Consider the following 17,054-nt stretch of genomic DNA (forward strand, 5'->3'; position numbering starts at 1 on the left):
CCCGCTGATGTTTCGGCGCCTTGTTATCGCTCTTGCCTTGGCTCTGGCGGTTAACCTTCCGGCCGCTGCGGAGGAATATATCCGCAGCTACAATTCGGACATCAGGATCGCCGCCGATGGCGAATTGACCGTTACCGAGACGATCACCGTCAATGCCGAAGGCAACCGCATTCGCCGCGGCATCTTTCGCGATTTCCCGATGACGATGGAGGATGCGAAAGGCCGCACCATCAGGGTCGGTTTCGAGCCTGTCTCCGTCACCCGTGACGGCCGCCCGGAAGCATTTCATACGGAAACCATCGCCCGCGGCATCCGCATCTATGCCGGTGGCGAAAACACGTTTCTGTCCCCCGGCGTGCACACCTTTGCCATCACCTACCGGACCAACCGGCAGATCCGTTATTTCGACGATCATGACGAGCTTTACTGGAACGCGACCGGCAATGGCTGGCAGTTCCGTATTGCGCAGGCTTCGACGCGAGTGACGCTGCCGGGTGGCAGGGTCACGGATACCGCCGCCTTCACTGGCACCTACGGTTCCACCGCCCGCGATGCCCGCGCAAGCGCATCTGGCAATCAGGCGACATTCGCCACGACCCGGCCGCTGGGCAGTGAGGAAGGGCTCACCATCGTCGTCGGCTTCCCCAAGGGCATCGTTGCAGCGCCTTCCGCGGATCAGGAGAGCGCCTGGTGGTGGCGTGACAACCGCAACCTGTTCCTCGCCCTCGGCGGCCTTGCCGTCGCCGCACTCTATTACGTCATGGTCTGGCGCAGCGTGGGGCGCGACCCGCAAGGCGGCGTCATCGTGCCGCGCTGGGATACGCCGGCCGGCATTTCGCCGGCGCTGGTCAACTATATCGACAACAAGGGATTTTCCGGCGGCGGCTGGACGGCGTTTTCGGCAAGCCTGCTCGATCTCGCGGTAAAGGGCTATCTGACGCTCGAAGACCTGAAATCACGGGTCGTGGTAAAGATCAGCGGTAACGAGCGGGCGATCAAGCAACTTCCTCCCGGTCAGGCAGTACTGCTGTTCCAGATGGGCGCTGCTGGTGAAAGCTTTGCCATCGAAAAATCGAATGGCGAACGGGTGCAGGAGATCGGCAAAGCTTTCCGCCAGGCGATCGAGAAAGAGCATCGCGGGAAATATTACAGACACAACACGGTCTATGTCGTGCTCGGCGTACTGCTCAGCCTGATGGCGGCCGGCGCATTACTGATTTTCGGCGACATCGATCCGGATGATCTCGGCCTATTGCTCCCCTCTGTGCTGTTCGGAGCCTTCTGGTCCTTCTTCGCCGTCAAGGCGGGTAAGTCGCTGCTGCAGAAAAGGACGGTGGCCGCCCGCATCGGCGCGATCATCTCGCTGGCCATGTTCGGGCTTGTCCTCTTTTCCGTTGGCGGCACCTTTATCGTCGGTGCGATCGAAAGCATCGCGGATGGCCAGTGGCCGGTTTTCGCCGGCATCGGCGGCCTTGTCCTTATCAACGTCGTATTCTTCTTCCTGATGGGGGCGCCGACCCCGCTCGGCCGAAAGCTGATGGACGAGATCGAGGGCCTGCGCACCTATCTGACGGTCGCCGAAAGGGACCGGATGAACATGGTCGGCGCCCCTTCCATGTCGCCGCAGCATTTCGAAAAACTCCTGCCCTATGCCGTGGCGCTCGGCGTCGAAAAACCGTGGAGCGAGGCGTTCGAGGCATGGCTGGCAACAGCCGTTGCCGCCGGTGCCGCGGCCTATACCTCGACTTGGTATCACGGCGACGGTTTCGGCAGCTTCGGCGACCGCATTGGCGGTTTCTCGTCCTCCATGTCGCAGACGATCGCCTCCACCATCCCGACGCCGAAATCCTCGTCGTCTTCCTCCGGCTTCTCGACAGGCGGCGGGTTCTCCGGTGGTGGAGGCGGGGGAGGCGGTGGTGGAGGGTGGTAGTGGAGATGTTGTGATGTGTATCGTGTTGTGATACATTGAGGTTAGCTGATGGTCATTCGATCTTATGCCGACAGCAGAACGAAGGAAGTCGCCTACGGCAACGTTCCTAAAGGCTTTCCGGCCGATCTGGCAAGAAGAGCCGTGCGAAAGCTGGCAATGATAGAGAGTGCAAGAGAACTGACCGACCTGCGTTCGCCGCCGGGAAACCATCTGGAGGCATTGAAGGCCGACCGTCGGGGACAGCACTCGATAAGGATCAATGATCAGTGGCGGATTTGTTTCGTCTGGACGGATGCAGGCGCGGAGAATGTTGAGATTGTCGATTATCACTGAAGGATTTCAACAATGATGAGTATATTGCCCCCAGTCCATCCCGGCGAAATTCTCCGCGAGGAATACCTCATCCCACTGAAGCTGAGCGCAGGCATGCTGGCGAAAAAGCTGAATGTGCCCAGAACCCGGATAGAACGGCTGGTGTCGGAGCAGACAGCGGTAACGTCTGATACGGCGTTGAGACTGGCCCGATTTTTCAATACGACGCCCGAGTTCTGGATGAACCTCCAGACGAGTTACGACCTTAAAATCGAAAGCAAGACAAAGGCGGCGGAGATCGCAGCCATACCAGTCATGACGGCGGCCTAGCCGCCACTTTCCCAATCAGACCTGATGACTTTTGCGGATGGGCTTGCTAAGCCCGCCACGTCATTATTTTTAAGCGCAAAGACTTGAGCCCCATGCCCGACCTGCTTCTAGAACTTCGCTCCGAGGAAATTCCTGCCCGCATGCAGCGCAAGGCGGCGGGTGACCTGAAAAAGCTCGTGACCGACGCGCTGGTGGATGCAGGCCTGACCTATGAGGGCGCGCGCGAATACTGGACACCGCGTCGCCTGACGCTCGATATTCGCGGCCTGACCGCCCGCTCCGCCGATCTGCGCGAGGAAATCAAGGGACCATCCACCAAGGCGCCGGAACAGGCGATCGCCGGTTTCCTGCGCAAGGCTGGTCTTTCTGATATTTCGGAAGCCCAGGTCGCGACTGATCCGAAGAAGGGCGATTTTTATGTCGCCATCGTCTCCAAGGCCGGCCGCGCGGCGGAAGAGATCATTGTAGACGCGATGCCCGGCATCATCCGCTCCTTCCCATGGCCGAAATCGATGCGCTCCGGTTTTGCCTCCATGCCGAAGGGCTCGAGCTATGGCGGCATCGAGGGCAAGGGTTCGGAAAGCCTGCGCTGGGTGCGCCCGCTGCAGTCGATCATCTGCACGTTCGGCTCCGAGCATGACGAGACCAAGGTCATCCCCTTCGTCATCGACGGCATCACCGCCGGCAACGTCACCTTTGGCCACCGTTTCCATGCGCCGGAAGCCATCACCGTTCGCCGCTTCGACGATTATGTGGCAAGTCTCGAAAAGGCGAAGGTCATGCTCGATGCCGACCGCCGCAAGGACATGATCCTGCACGATGCGCGTGATCTGGCTTTCGCAAGCGGTCTCGATCTGGTCGAGGATGAAGGCCTGCTCGAAGAGGTCTCCGGCCTCGTCGAATGGCCGCATGTGCTGATGGGCACGTTCGAGAAGGACTATCTCGAAATCCCGGCCGAAATCATCCGCCTGACGATCAAGACCAACCAGAAATGCTTCGTCACCCGGCCTCAAGGCGCGGAAGAGGGCCTTTCCAACCATTTCATCCTGATCTCGAATATCGATGCCAAGGATGGCGGCAAGGAAATCATTCACGGCAATGGCAAGGTCGTGCGCGCACGCCTCTCCGACGCCAAGCATTTCTGGACCCGCGACCAGGGCGACCTGCCGGATCTCGGCACGCTGGTGGAGTCTGCCAAGAAATTCGATCTCGACCTGAAGAAGCCGCTCGACCAGCGCATGGCCAAGCTCGACGCGCTGAACGTCACCTTCCATGCCAAGCTCGGCACGCAGGGTGAACGCGTTACCCGTATCCGTGCTCTTGCAAAGGAGTTGGCCCCGATCGTCGGTGCCGACCCGATCCTCGTCGATCGTGCAGCCGTGCTCGCCAAGGCCGATCTTCGCACCGAAGCCGTCGGCGAATTCCCTGAACTTCAGGGCCTGATGGGCCGCCGTTATGCCGGCCTGCAGGGCGAAAACGAATCCGTCGCGATTGCCATCGAGGATCACTACAAGCCGCAAGGCCCGTCCGACCGCGTGCCGAAGGACAAGGTTGCTATCACCGTCGCGCTCGCCGATAAGCTCGATACGCTCGTGGGCTTCTGGGCCATCGACGAAAAGCCGACCGGCTCGAAGGACCCCTATGCGCTGCGCCGCGCGGCTCTCGGTGTGGTGCGCATTCTGCTGGAGCGGAGTGTCGAGTTGCCGCTGCTGGCGACCACGAAGGATGCCGACCTCCTGTCCTTCTTCCACGACCGCCTGAAAGTCTATCTGCGCGATATGGGCGCCCGTCACGACATCATCGATTCCGTGCTGACGCCACATACCGATGATCTCCTCCTCGTCGCCCGCCGTGCAGAAGCGCTGACCTCCTTCATCTCCTCCGAAGACGGCCAGAACCTGCTCGCCGGCACCAAGCGCGCCACGCAGCTGCTTGCCGCCGAAGAGAAGAAGGGCACCGCTATTGCCGAAGGCGTTTCCGACGAACTCCTGAAGCTCGATGCCGAAAAGGCGCTTTGGGCTGCGGTCCAGGTGGCCTCGAAGGAAGCCTCCGAAGCGGTTTCGAAGAAGGAATACCGCTCCGCCATGGAAGCCCTGTCGAAGCTTCGCGCGCCGGTCGACAAATTCTTCGAGGATGTTCTGGTCAACGACGAGGACACCGCCATCCGCGCCAACCGCCTGGCCCTCCTGAAGGCCATCCGCGAGGCGACCGGCACGGTTGCGGATTTCTCCAAGATCAGCGGGTAAGGTGCCAAAGCCCTTTTAACGCAGGGTAGTGTGATCTCTTGTCAATGGTGACATAAGTGTTACCATTGACCAATGAGGATCACCGAATATCTGGATGGGAAGGGACTTAGCCCATTCGGGCGGTGGTTTGCGAAGATCGATGCTCGCGCGGCGTCGAAGGTGACGATTGCTCTGGCCCGCATAGACCAAGGCAATCTCTCCAACGTCAAGCCGGTCGGGTCCGGTGTGCTGGAATACCGGATCGATTACGGACCGGGTTACCGTGTCTATTTTGGCCGCGACGGTGACGAACTCGTGGTCTTGCTGGTCGGCGGAACCAAGCAGCGGCAGCAGGATGATATCAGAGCAGCTCAGGCCTACTGGCGAGACTACAAATCTCGAAGAGGAGTTTAAGATGCCGTTGACCCGACAATTCAAACAGACGGTGAAGGAACGTCTTGATAGTGACGCAGCATTCCGCGCGGCTCTGCTTTCGGACGCAGTCTCTCTCCTGCTTGAAGGCGATCTGGAAACCGGCAAGAGCGTCCTGCGTGATTTCATCAACGCCACTATCGGCTTCGAAGCATTGGCGCGTGAGGTCGGCATGCCGGTCAAAAGCCTGATGCGCATGTTCGGCCCCAAGGGTAATCCGAGGGCCGACAATCTTTTTGCCGTCATCCGTCAGCTTCAAGAGAGTTCCGGCGTGCAGCTAGCGGTCGCCGCAGCCTGACAGCGCTTCCGATAGATGATAGATTGTGGGCTGTAGCCCACAGGAGCCTTCGATGAACAAGCCCGTGCAAGTGACCGTCAGCGATCAGGCCGCAAGCTTCGTCACGCGTGAACTGGAAAGCGGACGCTTCGAGACCGTTGACGAGGTTATCGAGGCCGGTCTTCGCATGCTCGAGGAAGAGCAGATGAAGATCGAGAGGCTGCGCGAGCTTTTGATCGAAAGCGAGAATAGCGGGCCTGCTGAGCCGTTTGATCGTGAGGCGTTGATGGCATCGGTTCGTGCATCATGGGCTGAACGTGGTTGAGATCAGGCTACGTCAAACAGCCAAGAGTGATCTGAGGGGCATCGCCCGCTATACCCGCGAGCAATGGTCGGAAAATCAGGCTGAACTCTATGTCGATCAGCTTCTGGATGTGATCGAGCAGATTGGGGACCATCCTTTTTCAGGTCAGGATATGGTCGATATCCGTTCAGGCTATCGCCGCCGTGCAGCGGGTCATCATTATGTGTTCTACGCCGTTATGGATGACGGGTCCGTAGAGATCGCCCGTATCCTCCACGAAAAGGTCGATATCCGCCGCCATCTCGACGAACAGCAATGACAGTTTCCAAAATCCTCATCAGCGCCTGCCTTCTCGGCCATGCCGTCCGTTATGATGGGAAGGGAAAGCCGCTTCACCATCCGGCGATCGATCGCTGGCGCCAGGAGGGGAGGCTGGTGACGATCTGCCCGGAGCTTGCCGGTGGCATGAGCGTGCCGCGGCCGCCTGCAGAGATCGAGAAGGGCATGACTGGGGCCGATGTGCTTGAGGGGCGGGCGCGGGTGATGGAGATCACCGGCGGTGATGTGACCGAGGCGTTTGTCGCGGGGGCCCGTCACGCTTTGGAATTTGCGCAGGCGCATGGCTGTACCCACGCGCTTCTGATCGATGGCAGCCCATCCTGTGGCTCCGGCTTTATCTATGACGGATCGTTCGGCGGGATGAAACACGCAGGCAACGGCGTGACGGCAGCGCTTCTGGAGCAGGCGGGCATCGTCGTGCGGTCCGATCGTCAGCTGGAAGAACTGGTCGAGTTGCTGGCAAAAGCCTGACGCCGCCCATTCGCAGCTATCGCGCTGATCACGAAGAAGTTCGGAAAAAGAGAAAGCCGCCGGACCATATTGTCCGGACGGCTTTCTTCCCCGCGTCCCCCGCGTAACTTTAAGAGAACCCCACCCGAGTTGGACGGAACCTCGATAGTGAAAATCAGCTTGCCATGCGCATCTGACCGGCCATGTCGCGCAGGCTGTCGGCATGCTTCGAACCGCTGACGCGGAAGCCGCGGATCAGGTTCAGCAAGTCTTCCGTGTCGACTGCGAGCGCTTCGGCGGAAGCCGTAGTCTCTTCCGCCATGGCGGCATTCTGCTGGGTTGCCTGGTCGAGATGGTTGAGCGACGAGGAGATCGAACGCAGCGTCGAATCCTGTTCTGCGGCGGAATCGGCGATCTTGCTGACGATGTCGCTTGCAGCCTTCACCTGGCTCGAGATGCGCTTCAGCGCTTCGCCGGCTTCACCTACCAGACGCACGCCGTTTTCCACCTGATGCGAGGAATGCGAGATCTGGTCCTTGATCTCCTTGGCGGCGGCGGCCGAACGCTGGGCGAGTTCGCGCACTTCCTGGGCGACGACGGCAAAGCCCTTGCCACTTTCACCGGCGCGCGCGGCCTCGACACCGGCATTGAGTGCCAAGAGGTTGGTCTGAAAGGCGATCTCGTCGATGACACCGATGATCTTTGAAATCTCGCCGGAGGACTGCTCGATGCCGCTCATCGCCTCGATCGCTTCGGCAACCACGGCATCGCTGCGGTTGGCTTCGCCGCTGACGGTGACAACACGCTGGGCTGCCTCGCGGGCGCCGTCGGCAGTCTGCTTAACGGCAACCGTCAGTTCGTCGAGAGCAGCCGACGTTTCTTCCAGGCTAGCCGCCTGGCGCTCGGTGCGCTGCGACAGTTCGTTGGAAGCACGACGGATTTCATCCTTCGAGCCGCCGATATCGATGCCCTTGGCATTGACCTTGGACATGGCCGCTTCGAGATGGCCGAGTGCTTCGTTGAAGTTGTCGCGCAGGCCGGCATAGCGGCTGCCGAGATCGCCGCAGCGAACCGTGAGGTCGCCCTTGGCTAGGTTTTCGAGAGCCGAGCCGATGGTGGAGACGACGCGGGCCTGCAATTCGGCCTCGTCGCGCTGCATGTCGAGGTTCTGCTGGCGCTCGCCGTCGAGTTCCTCCTGTTGACGTTGCTGGCGCTCTTCCATCGCATGGCGTTCGCGCACCTTCTGCTGCAGGGCTGCCGTGGCGCGGGCCATCAGGCCCACTTCGTTGGTCATGCCGGTATGCGGGATTTTCAGGTCGACATTCTCGTCGGCAACGGCGTTCAGCGCATTGCGGATATCGCCGAGCGGGCCGGAAATGTTGCGGATGACGACAAGCGCGAGAAGGGCAGCGATGACGAGGATGCCTGCGCCGATGCCGACCGCCTTCATGATGTCGCCGCGGATCTGGGCTTCCAGATCGTCGACATAGACGCCGGTGACGAGAACCAGCTGCCAGGGCTCAAAGGAAAGCGCATAGGAGCTCTTGCGGAAACCATCGCCCTGTTCGCCGGGCTTGGGCCCAAGGAAGTCGGCAGTGCCGCCGCCGGCGCGGCCGATCTTCACCAGCTCGTCGCGATACATGAAGCCCTGGCTGTCGGGCTTGCCCTTGAAATTCTGGCCGAGACGTTTGGGGTCCGGATGCAGGCGCATCGTCACGTCATAGTCGTAGGCGTAAAGATAACCGTCCGGCTTGAAGGTCATGGCGGCGACGGCTGCGAAGGCCTGTTTCTGTGCGTCTTCGCGCGTCAGCTCGCCGGCCGCTTCACGTTCCTGGAATTTCTTCAGGATGCCGATGCCGGATTCCACCTGGCTGCGCAGCATTCCGTAACGCTCTGCATAGATGGCGCTGGTGGATGCCCGCAGTTCGAAATAGGTGCCGACCGCGAAGGCGACCATTAATGTCAGCACGAGCAGGACGAGCTGATGGGAGATCTTCAGGTTCTTCATGGAATCCTCGCGACCGTACGGACCGCCATTGTCCGGCAGCCGAATAGACTTCAAGTGTTAGGAAGGAGCGCATCCTGCGCAAAATTCGTGCTGCATCGCACAAGGCTAAAAATGCCCTGTATATTTGAATAAAAATTTAAGGTTTTGCCGAATGGCCACCGATAACGGATATATTATCGATCGTTATCGCGATTTTTCTGCCGGACGCAGAATTTAGCAAGTCTGGGTAGAAGTATTGGTAATATTGTATCTTGCTGATGTCGAAATAAGTAATTCGAGTTATTCGCTCAACCTCAGTGGAGTCTCTTTGATTTGTTGCTCGCTGGAGGTGTTGTTGTCAACGGCGCCTGTCTTTGATTCCAGGTCGATCTGATCCGTTTGAAGGCCGGTAACCTGGACTTCGGTCTGAACGAATTTGCCGTTCTTCGTCGCAATGACCGCCTGCAACTGATCGACATTCATCCAGTCCGGAACCTTGCTGATATGGACGACCGGCGAACCGCCCATCCAGGCATCGGTGCGCACGATCTTCTTCTGGCCGTCGATCTCCATGATCGAAACCGATTGCACGCCGCCCTTCAGCGCGGGCACCTTGTAGTTGCTTTCATCGGCCTTTTTCAGAGGAGGGCAGGTCTTGCATGTCATGGCAAGCATGCTTGGTGTCGTTCCCTGCGTGTTGCCCGAAAACGGCAGGACAGACTGCGCCTGGGCAGTACCGGCGAAAAGCACGAAGGCTGTGAGGGCCAGATGGCGCATGATGCAAATCCTCTCTTTGCATCAAGCCTAGTCCATCAGTGGTTTCGATCCCGTCAGGAGAATCGGTAAATAACGGCTTAACCTGTAACGATTGGCCACATCACCCAAAGGCATGCGGCCGAGCCGTCAGGAATTCTCGCGCGCAGCAGCCCGCCAGCCGATATCGCGGCGGCAGAAACCGTTGTCCCACTCGATCCCCTCGACGAGAGAATAGGCCCCGGCCTGTGCCTCGCGGACATTGTGGCCGATTGCCGTGACGTTCAGCACCCGGCCGCCGGTCGCAACCAGTTGCCCGTCCTTGATGGCAGTGCCGGCATGGAAAATCTTCTCGCCTCTGCCGGTTGCCGGCAGCTTGGCGATCGGCGTGTTCTTGTCATAGGCGGCGGGATAACCCTTGGACGCCATGACCACCGTCAGCGCCACGTCGTCGCTCCACAGCGCTTCGACCTGATTGAGCGTGCCGGTTGCGGCGGCATACAGCAGTTCGAGAAGATCGCTCTTCAACCGCATCATCAGAACCTGGCATTCAGGATCACCGAAGCGGACATTGTATTCGATCAGTTCCGGACCCTTCTGGGTAATCATCAGGCCGGCAAAGAAGACACCGGTGAACGGATGGCCGCTTTCCGCCATGCCGCGGATCGTCGGCTCGATGATTTCCTTCATCGTCCGCTCGACCATTTCGGGCGTCATGACCGGGGCAGGGGAATAGGCGCCCATGCCGCCTGTGTTCGGGCCGGTATCGCCGTCGCCGACGCGCTTGTGGTCCTGCGCCGTTGCCAGCGCCAGCGCCGTCTTGCCGTCGGAAAGGCAGAAAAAGCTTGCCTCTTCGCCATCGAGATAGGCCTCGACCACGACTTCCGCACCGGCCGCCCCGAAGGCGCCGTCGAAGCAGTCGTCGATCGCGGCAAGCGCTTCCTCGACCGTCATTGCCACAGTGACGCCCTTGCCGGCGGCAAGCCCGTCCGCCTTGACGACGATCGGTGCGCCCTGCTCGGTCACATAGGCCTTGGCTTCCTCACCATTGGTGAAGCGGCGGTAAGCACCGGTCGGGATATTGTGGCGGGCGCAGATATCCTTGGTGAAACCCTTGGAGCCTTCGAGCTGGGCGGCTGCGGCCGATGGTCCGAAGACGACGATGTTCTTGGCGCGAAGCACGTCGGCAAGGCCGGCCACCAGCGGGCCTTCCGGACCGACAACGACGAAGTCGATACCATTGGTCAGGCAGAATTCGGCAACTGCGCCGTGATCATCGACATCGAGAGAAGCGATCTCGGCATGTTCCGCGATACCGGGATTGCCCGGAGCAGCATAAAGGGCAGTCAGTTTGGGAGACTGTGCGAGCTTCCACGCCAATGCATGTTCGCGGCCGCCTGAGCCGATCAGCAGAACCTTCATAAACCGCCCTCATGGTTGTTTTCAGTGGGGCGGTTAAGGCCCGTAGCCGCAAAGGTCAAGGGTCTGCGCGCGATATGCTCCCGGTTGGCGGCCGGCCCCACAGGGATAACAGGGTCGGCACGGCCTTGATGTTGAATGTTTCTAGAGCGTGAAATGCTCGTACTGGCGCAACGCCAGCGTCGTTTCGAAAATCAGTCGGTTTCGATAGGCGAGGAAGGGAACCGGTTCGTCTCTTTTGGCTGCATCTTTTATCTTTTCGCTCAGGTAGATGATGGCGGCCTCAAGCTCCTCGGAGCCCACCGCCTCATCACCGGCGAGTTGGGTGGCGATTTTTCTGGGCATTCATACCTCCATGCGTGCCGCATCATGCGGCGCGGCTAACTATAGGTAGGGCGATGAATGCGAGAAGATGTCACGTCTTTATCCACCGGGTGACGGTTATCGCTTGGTGAACGCCGGCCCGTTTTGGCACAGGTCACGTCATCATCCTGTGAGCGCAGGGCAGGGCGGTGTTGTCTTGCCGCAAAGTTTGATTATGGTCGCGCCTCCCGATCCAGACGAGGACTTCCATGGCCGCCGATATCCAGAAACTCAGCATTGCGATCGCCGCAGAAATCAACGCGCGCCCGGATCAGGCCAAGGCGGCGATCGGCCTGCTGGATGAAGGCGCGACCGTGCCCTTCATCGCGCGCTATCGTAAGGAAGTGACCGGCGGCCTCGACGATACGCAGCTGCGAAACCTCGCCGAACGCCTCGTCTATCTGCGCGAACTGGAAGCGCGCCGCGTCTCGATCGTCGACAGCATCAATACCCAGGGCAAGATGACCGATGAGCTTGCGCGCAAGCTTGCCGGTGCCGCCACCAAGGCGGAACTCGAAGACCTCTATCTCCCCTACAAGCCGAAGCGCCGCACCCGCGCCGAGATCGCCCGCGAGCGCGGCCTCGGGCCGCTGGCCGAAGCCATTTGGGCGGATCGCAACGCCGATCCGGCAAAGCTTGCGCAAGACTATGTTCAGGGTGAAGTCGCCGATGTGAAGACGGCGCTCGAGGGCGCACGCGATATCGTTGCCGAAACCATTTCCGAAAATGCCGATCTTCTCGGTCGCCTGCGCCAGCACATGCGCGATGGCGCGGTTCTTCGTGCCAAGGTCGTTGATGGCAAGCAGGAAGCGGGCGCCAAGTTCGCCGACTATTTCGATCATACGGAGCGCTGGGCAACCGTTCCCGGCCACCGTGCGCTCGCCATGCTGCGTGGCTGGAACGAGGAAATGCTGACCCTGACGATCGATGTCGATGCCGACGACACATCCCCGGTCAAGCCGGCGCAGCGCATCATCGCCGCAGCCTTTGAAATCCGCGGCTCGGGCAAGGGCGACCTGTGGCTGATGGAAGCCGCCGGCTGGACATGGCGCGTCAAGCTCTCTGTCTCGCTGTCGCTCGACCTGATGCGGGAGATGCGCGAACGCTCCGAAGAGGATGCCATCCACGTCTTCGCCCGTAACCTCAAGGATCTGCTGCTCGCTGCCCCCGCCGGTTCACGCTCGACCATGGGCCTCGATCCGGGCATCCGCACTGGCGTCAAGGTCGCGATCGTCGATGCCACCGGCAAGCTGATCGACACTTCGACCGTCTATCCCTTCCCGCCGAAGAACGACCTGCGCGGCACCCAGGCAGAACTTGCCTCGCTGATCCGCAAGCACAATGTCGAACTGATCGCCATCGGCAATGGTACGGGCAGCCGTGAGACGGAAAAGCTGGTGGCTGACATGCTGTCATCCCTGCCGGGGGCCAAGCCGACCAAGGTCATCGTCTCGGAAGCCGGCGCTTCGGTCTATTCCGCCTCTGAGACCGCTGCCGCCGAATTTCCGCAGCTTGATGTGTCGCTGCGCGGCGCCGTCTCCATCGCCCGCCGCCTGCAGGATCCGCTGGCCGAACTGGTCAAGATCGAACCCAAGGCGATCGGCGTCGGCCAGTACCAGCACGATGTCGATCAGGGCAAGCTCGCCCGTTCGCTTGATGCCGTGGTTGAAGATGCGGTGAACGCCGTTGGCGTCGATCTCAACATGGCGTCTGCGCCGCTTCTGGCCCGCGTTTCGGGCTTGAGCAAGTCGATTGCCGAAGCGATCGTCGCCCATCGCGATTTGAATGGCGCTTTCGAAAGCCGCAAGGATCTTTTGAAGGTCGCGCGCCTTGGCAACCGCACCTTCGAACAGGCCGCGGGCTTCCTGCGCATCGTCAACGGCAAAGAGCCGCTCGATGCTTCCTCCGTCCACCCGGAAGCCTATGGCGTGGCGAAGAAGATCGTCGCCGCCTGCGGCCGTGACCTGCGCACCCTGATGGGCGACAGCGCGGCCTTGAAGGCTGTCGATCCGCGCCAGTTCATCGACGAGCAGTTCGGCCTGCCGACGGTGAAGGACATTATCGCCGAGCTGGAAAAGCCCGGCCGCGACCCGCGCCCGAGCTTCAAGACCGCCACGTTTGCGGATGGCATCGATGAGATCACTGACCTGAAACCCGGCATGCTGCTGGAAGGCACCGTCACCAATGTCGCCGCCTTCGGCGCCTTCGTCGATATCGGCGTGCATCAGGACGGTCTCGTTCACGTCTCTCAACTGGCCGACAAGTTCGTCAAGGACCCGCATGAAGTGGTCAAGGCCGGCGATGTAGTGAAGGTCAAGGTGGTTGAGGTGGACGTCAAGCGCAAGCGTATAGGCTTGACGATGCGCAAGGACGGAGGCGATTCAGCCCCGCCGCCGCGGGGTCCGGGCAAAAATGAACGCCCCGCCAATCAAAAATTCATGAAGACCGAAAAGCCTTCTTCACAAGGCGCTTTCGGTGCAGCGCTCGCGGAAGCTTTAAAAAAGCGCTGAATTTTACAAGCCAAAAGCTCATTGCTACTCTTAGGTGTGCGCCGTCAAACAACCCGTTTGACGGCGTTCTGTTTCGTGTCATTTTCATGACCGGAATGTGCTTGCAGTCCGAGGAATAGGCGCTAGATTTCGAAAAATAGTAAGGTTCCCTTAGTATTCAGGAGGTGGGTCCGTGAACTCGTCCCTTCACGATCTTCTTAGCAAAATCATCAAGGTAGGAACTCTCACCGTCCGTGGGACGGGAGGCGAACAGCGATATGGCGGAGGGGGAGGTCGCTCAGTCGCCATCCGCTTCACCGATGAAGCATCGGAACTGGCGCTTCTGCGTGATCCGCAGTTGCAACTCGGCCAGCTCTACATGGATGGCCGCCTTCTCGTGGAAGAGGGTGACATTTATGAATTCCTGGCCCTGATCAAGGACAACACCCTGTCCGAAGGCCTGACATTCGGCATGATCGTCCGCGGCATCGGCCGCATGATCGAGGCGCAGTTCCGCAATCGCGTGCCGATCAACCACAATCGCAAGAACGTCTCGCATCACTACGATCTCGACGAAAAGCTGTTCTCGCTGTTTCTTGACGAGGACTGGCAGTATTCCTGCGCTTACTTCAACCCGCCCGGCATTTCGCTGGACGAGGCGCAGATCGCCAAGAAACGCCATATCGTGGCAAAGCTTCTGGCTAAGCCCGGCCAGAAGGCGCTGGAAATCGGCTCCGGCTGGGGCGGCATGGCGATGTATCTGTCGGAGAGTTCCGGTGTCGATGTGACAGGCATCACGCTATCGACCGAGCAGCTGAAAATCTCCCGCGAACGCGCCGCCAAGCGGGGCCTCGCCAACAGCGTGCGCTTCGAGCTGCAGGACTATTATTATCTGCCGCCGACCAGGAGCTACGATCGCATCGTCTCGGTCGGCATGTTCGAACATGTCGGCCGGCTGAACTACAGGAAGTTCTTCAACAAGGTGAATGACGTGCTCGCCGATGACGGCGTCATGGTGCTGCATTCGATCGGCCAGCCGTATCCGGCGATCTACAACAATCCGTGGATCGAGAAGTACATTTTCCCGGGTGGTTACATTCCGTCTCTGGCAGAGGTGCTTCCGGCGATCGAAAAGGCGGGACTACTCGTCTCCGACGTGGAAATCCTGCCGATGCACTATGCCTACACGCTGCGCCACTGGCGCGAGCGCTTCATGGCCAACAGGCAAAAAGCGGCGGCGCTTTATGACGAGCGTTTCGTCAGGATGTGGGAATTCTACCTCGCAGCTTCCGAAATGGCCTTCACCCACGAAGCCTTCCACATCTTCCAGATCCAGATCGTCAAGAAGCGCCAGGCGGTGCCCGATACCCGCGACTACATCTACGAGCGGGAAGCGGAGTTGCGGGCGTTTGAACAGAGCCGGTTGCCGCTGGACAAGATTGCGGTGTGATGCTGCCCGGCTGGGGGAAGAAGACCCCTCCCAACCCTCCCCAAAAGGGGGAGGGCTTAACCCAGCCGGCCTCTCCGGTGAGAAATTGGCGAGAAGCTGCCACGGGTCTTCTCCCCCCTTGTGGGGGAGATGGCCGGCAGGCCAGAGGGGGACTTGAAGGCGATGATCTTCCCATCTCCTTGACCACCCCAAATCCCCGGCGCTAGAAACTCGGCCATGATGACCAACACCCCAAATGATGCCGCCCGTGTGGCCGATGCTCCTTCCGACAATTTTGTCTATCGCGTCCTGCCGCGATCGCTGTGGGGATATTCCCAGCTTGCCCGCTGGGACCGCCCGATCGGCTGGCAGCTTCTGTTGTGGCCGTGCTTCTGGTCGATCGCTCTTGCGGCGGACGCGGCACCCGATGGCCTGGAGCCTTCGGCGGGCACGATCATCTTCTACCTCTTCCTGATGTTCGTCGGCTCGGTTGCCATGCGTGGCGCAGGCTGTGCCTATAACGATCTCGTCGATCATGACATCGACATGGAAGTGGCGCGCACCCGTTCACGCCCGTTGCCCTCAGGCCGTGTGTCCCGTTTCGGCGCTAAAGTGTTCATCGTCCTGCAGGCACTGGTGGGGCTGCTTGTCCTCATTCAGTTCAACACCTTCTCGATCGCGCTCGGCATCGCCTCCCTGGCCGTCGTTGCCATCTATCCTTTCGCCAAACGCTTTACCGACTGGCCGCAGTTCTTTCTGGGGCTTGCTTTCTCCTGGGGTGCCTTGATGGGTTGGGCTGCAATCTTCGGATCGCTTTCCTGGGCGCCGGTGTTCCTCTATATCGGCGCCGTCGCCTGGACGATCGGTTACGATACGATCTATGCCTATCAGGATATCGAGGATGACGAGCTAATCGGTGTCCGATCGACGGCCCGTCTTTTCGGCGACAACGCCAAACCCTGCATTTTGGGCCTCTACGGCGTGACGGTGTTTTTCTTGCTGTTTGCCTTCATTGCAGCCGGTGCCGGTTTCTTCGCCTATGTCGGACTGATGGCGATGGTCGTCATGCTAGGCTGGCAGATCCTCATTCTGGATATCCGGAACCCGGCTCAGTGCCGCGACCTGTTCCTGTCCAACAATCGCGTCGGCGCAATTCTCTTTGCCGGTCTGCTTCTCTCGCTGATCTTCTGACGCAAGGAATATCCGAACAGAAAAAGCCCGGCTTCAAGAAGCCGGGCTTCGCGCTGCGCCTTGCAGGTTTAGGGGACGGTCCTACCGGCGCGCGATGATTTCCCGGCCCTCGATCTTCATCGCAACACCGAGCGTGCCGGTCGTGCGACGGACGAGGAAACGGGGACGCCTTGCGGCGAAATAGGAGTGACGGCGGCGCTGCTTGGTGCCATGGTCACGCACGTCGCCGATATGGTTTTCGAGCGGCCGGGCAACGCCATCGGCCTCCACCATCAGCATCGGAATGCGGAAGGCTTCCGACCACGAGCGCCAGTCGGCGGCGATATCGCAGAGATCATGGGCGACGAGAAGCGGGATGCAGAGATCCGGATCGTCGTGATGGAGTTCGAGCGTGACGGTAACTTCGCCGTCGCCATGGTCGATCGCGCGGGCGGCGACACCCTTGAAGGCGCGGGCCGGCAGGGCGAAGGACAGCGGTAGGCCGCTACCCGGAAGGATCTTGCGCAGCACGGCGCCGCGCTCGTCGATGGTGATCGTGACATTTCCTGAGGTCTCGCGCAGCGCATAGGTAATCTGCTGCGGAAAACGAGACGGATCGAGCCTCAATGTCGACCCTGCCCATTCGGGCTTCAGAACGGTTTTGCTCATCGCTTTATGCTACCCTTGTTTTACCTGAGAGCCGCTTCCGGTTTCCCGTATTCGTTTCTCTGCGGGACTTTTGTCCTCTGATGGGCTCACATTAGGCGGCGGGGTTGCGAAAACCCCTTAAAAATCGCGGTTAAGGAAAGTTTGCTTTGGTGGATGGTTACCGAATGCCGCAATTA

Annotated in this window: 17 protein-coding genes; 12 read left to right on the forward strand and 5 right to left on the reverse strand. The window is 60.0% G+C overall.

The window, feature by feature from the left end; translation table 11 throughout:
- Window positions 1-7 precede the first annotated feature (7 nt).
- The 9 genes from JNB91_RS15185 to JNB91_RS15225 all read left to right on the forward strand — a co-directional run bounded on the left by JNB91_RS15185 (window position 8) and on the right by JNB91_RS15225 (window position 6,620).
- On the forward strand, window positions 8-1,930 hold the full coding sequence (locus JNB91_RS15185; RefSeq protein WP_220326352.1) for a DUF2207 domain-containing protein: 1,923 nt from the start codon (window positions 8-10) through the stop codon (window positions 1,928-1,930).
- Between the two features lie 48 nt (window positions 1,931-1,978).
- Window positions 1,979-2,263, forward strand: coding sequence for a type II toxin-antitoxin system RelE/ParE family toxin (locus tag JNB91_RS15190; protein ID WP_220326353.1), 285 nt, complete (start codon window positions 1,979-1,981; stop codon window positions 2,261-2,263).
- Window positions 2,264-2,275: 12 nt separating this feature from the next.
- Complete coding sequence (locus JNB91_RS15195; protein ID WP_220326354.1) at window positions 2,276-2,572, forward strand: HigA family addiction module antitoxin; 297 nt, start codon at window positions 2,276-2,278, stop codon at window positions 2,570-2,572.
- A gap of 92 nt (window positions 2,573-2,664) precedes the next feature.
- Window positions 2,665-4,818 (forward strand): glycine--tRNA ligase subunit beta, encoded by a 2,154-nt coding sequence (glyS, locus tag JNB91_RS15200; RefSeq protein ID WP_220326355.1) that lies wholly within the window; start codon window positions 2,665-2,667, stop codon window positions 4,816-4,818.
- A gap of 72 nt (window positions 4,819-4,890) precedes the next feature.
- Complete coding sequence (locus tag JNB91_RS15205) at window positions 4,891-5,211, forward strand: type II toxin-antitoxin system RelE/ParE family toxin (protein WP_220326356.1); 321 nt, start codon at window positions 4,891-4,893, stop codon at window positions 5,209-5,211.
- Window position 5,212: 1 nt separating this feature from the next.
- Window positions 5,213-5,527, forward strand: a complete 315-nt coding sequence (locus JNB91_RS15210) for a helix-turn-helix domain-containing transcriptional regulator (protein WP_220326357.1) — start codon at window positions 5,213-5,215, stop codon at window positions 5,525-5,527.
- 52 nt (window positions 5,528-5,579) lie between these two features.
- A complete protein-coding gene (locus tag JNB91_RS15215; RefSeq protein WP_220326358.1) occupies window positions 5,580-5,831 on the forward strand; it encodes a type II toxin-antitoxin system ParD family antitoxin in 252 nt (83 codons plus the stop codon).
- On the forward strand, window positions 5,824-6,129 hold the full coding sequence (locus JNB91_RS15220; protein WP_220326359.1) for a type II toxin-antitoxin system RelE/ParE family toxin: 306 nt from the start codon (window positions 5,824-5,826) through the stop codon (window positions 6,127-6,129). Before JNB91_RS15215 ends, JNB91_RS15220 begins: the two co-directional genes overlap by 8 nt.
- The gene (locus JNB91_RS15225) at window positions 6,126-6,620 is read left to right on the forward strand and encodes a 2-thiouracil desulfurase family protein (protein ID WP_220326360.1); all 495 of its coding nucleotides are present in this window, start codon (window positions 6,126-6,128) and stop codon (window positions 6,618-6,620) included. Before JNB91_RS15220 ends, JNB91_RS15225 begins: the two co-directional genes overlap by 4 nt.
- Window positions 6,621-6,774: 154 nt before the next feature.
- Here JNB91_RS15225 and JNB91_RS15230 read toward each other — a convergent pair whose 3' ends face one another.
- The 4 genes from JNB91_RS15230 to JNB91_RS15245 all read right to left on the reverse strand — a co-directional run bounded on the left by JNB91_RS15230 (window position 6,775) and on the right by JNB91_RS15245 (window position 11,103).
- Window positions 6,775-8,607, reverse strand: a complete 1,833-nt coding sequence (locus JNB91_RS15230; protein ID WP_220326361.1) for a methyl-accepting chemotaxis protein — start codon at window positions 8,605-8,607, stop codon at window positions 6,775-6,777.
- A gap of 279 nt (window positions 8,608-8,886) precedes the next feature.
- On the reverse strand, window positions 8,887-9,363 hold the full coding sequence (locus tag JNB91_RS15235) for a plant virulence effector HPE1-like domain-containing protein (protein WP_220326362.1): 477 nt from the start codon (window positions 9,361-9,363) through the stop codon (window positions 8,887-8,889).
- 126 nt (window positions 9,364-9,489) lie between these two features.
- On the reverse strand, window positions 9,490-10,761 hold the full coding sequence (gene purD, locus JNB91_RS15240) for a phosphoribosylamine--glycine ligase (RefSeq protein ID WP_220326363.1): 1,272 nt from the start codon (window positions 10,759-10,761) through the stop codon (window positions 9,490-9,492).
- A gap of 141 nt (window positions 10,762-10,902) precedes the next feature.
- A complete protein-coding gene (locus JNB91_RS15245; protein ID WP_220326364.1) occupies window positions 10,903-11,103 on the reverse strand; it encodes a hypothetical protein in 201 nt (66 codons plus the stop codon).
- A gap of 227 nt (window positions 11,104-11,330) precedes the next feature.
- On the opposite strand from JNB91_RS15245, the gene JNB91_RS15250 reads away from it, so the two are divergent.
- From JNB91_RS15250 to ubiA, 3 genes are all read left to right on the forward strand, one after another.
- Window positions 11,331-13,631, forward strand: coding sequence for a Tex family protein (locus tag JNB91_RS15250; RefSeq protein WP_220326365.1), 2,301 nt, complete (start codon window positions 11,331-11,333; stop codon window positions 13,629-13,631).
- A gap of 172 nt (window positions 13,632-13,803) precedes the next feature.
- Window positions 13,804-15,060, forward strand: coding sequence for a class I SAM-dependent methyltransferase (locus JNB91_RS15255; protein WP_220326366.1), 1,257 nt, complete (start codon window positions 13,804-13,806; stop codon window positions 15,058-15,060).
- Window positions 15,061-15,279: 219 nt separating this feature from the next.
- Complete coding sequence (ubiA, locus tag JNB91_RS15260; RefSeq protein ID WP_220326367.1) at window positions 15,280-16,230, forward strand: 4-hydroxybenzoate octaprenyltransferase; 951 nt, start codon at window positions 15,280-15,282, stop codon at window positions 16,228-16,230.
- Between the two features lie 81 nt (window positions 16,231-16,311).
- Here the strand turns inward: ubiA and JNB91_RS15265 are convergent, their stop codons facing one another.
- Window positions 16,312-16,878 carry a DUF6101 family protein gene (locus JNB91_RS15265; protein ID WP_112457416.1) on the reverse strand — a complete coding sequence of 189 codons (567 nt, stop codon included), beginning with the start codon at window positions 16,876-16,878 and terminating at the stop codon, window positions 16,312-16,314.
- Between the last annotated feature and the right edge of the window lie 176 nt (window positions 16,879-17,054).

Source organism: Aliirhizobium wenxiniae (assembly GCF_019511445.1).
Classification (GTDB): Bacteria; Pseudomonadota; Alphaproteobacteria; order Rhizobiales; family Rhizobiaceae; genus Neorhizobium; species Neorhizobium wenxiniae_A.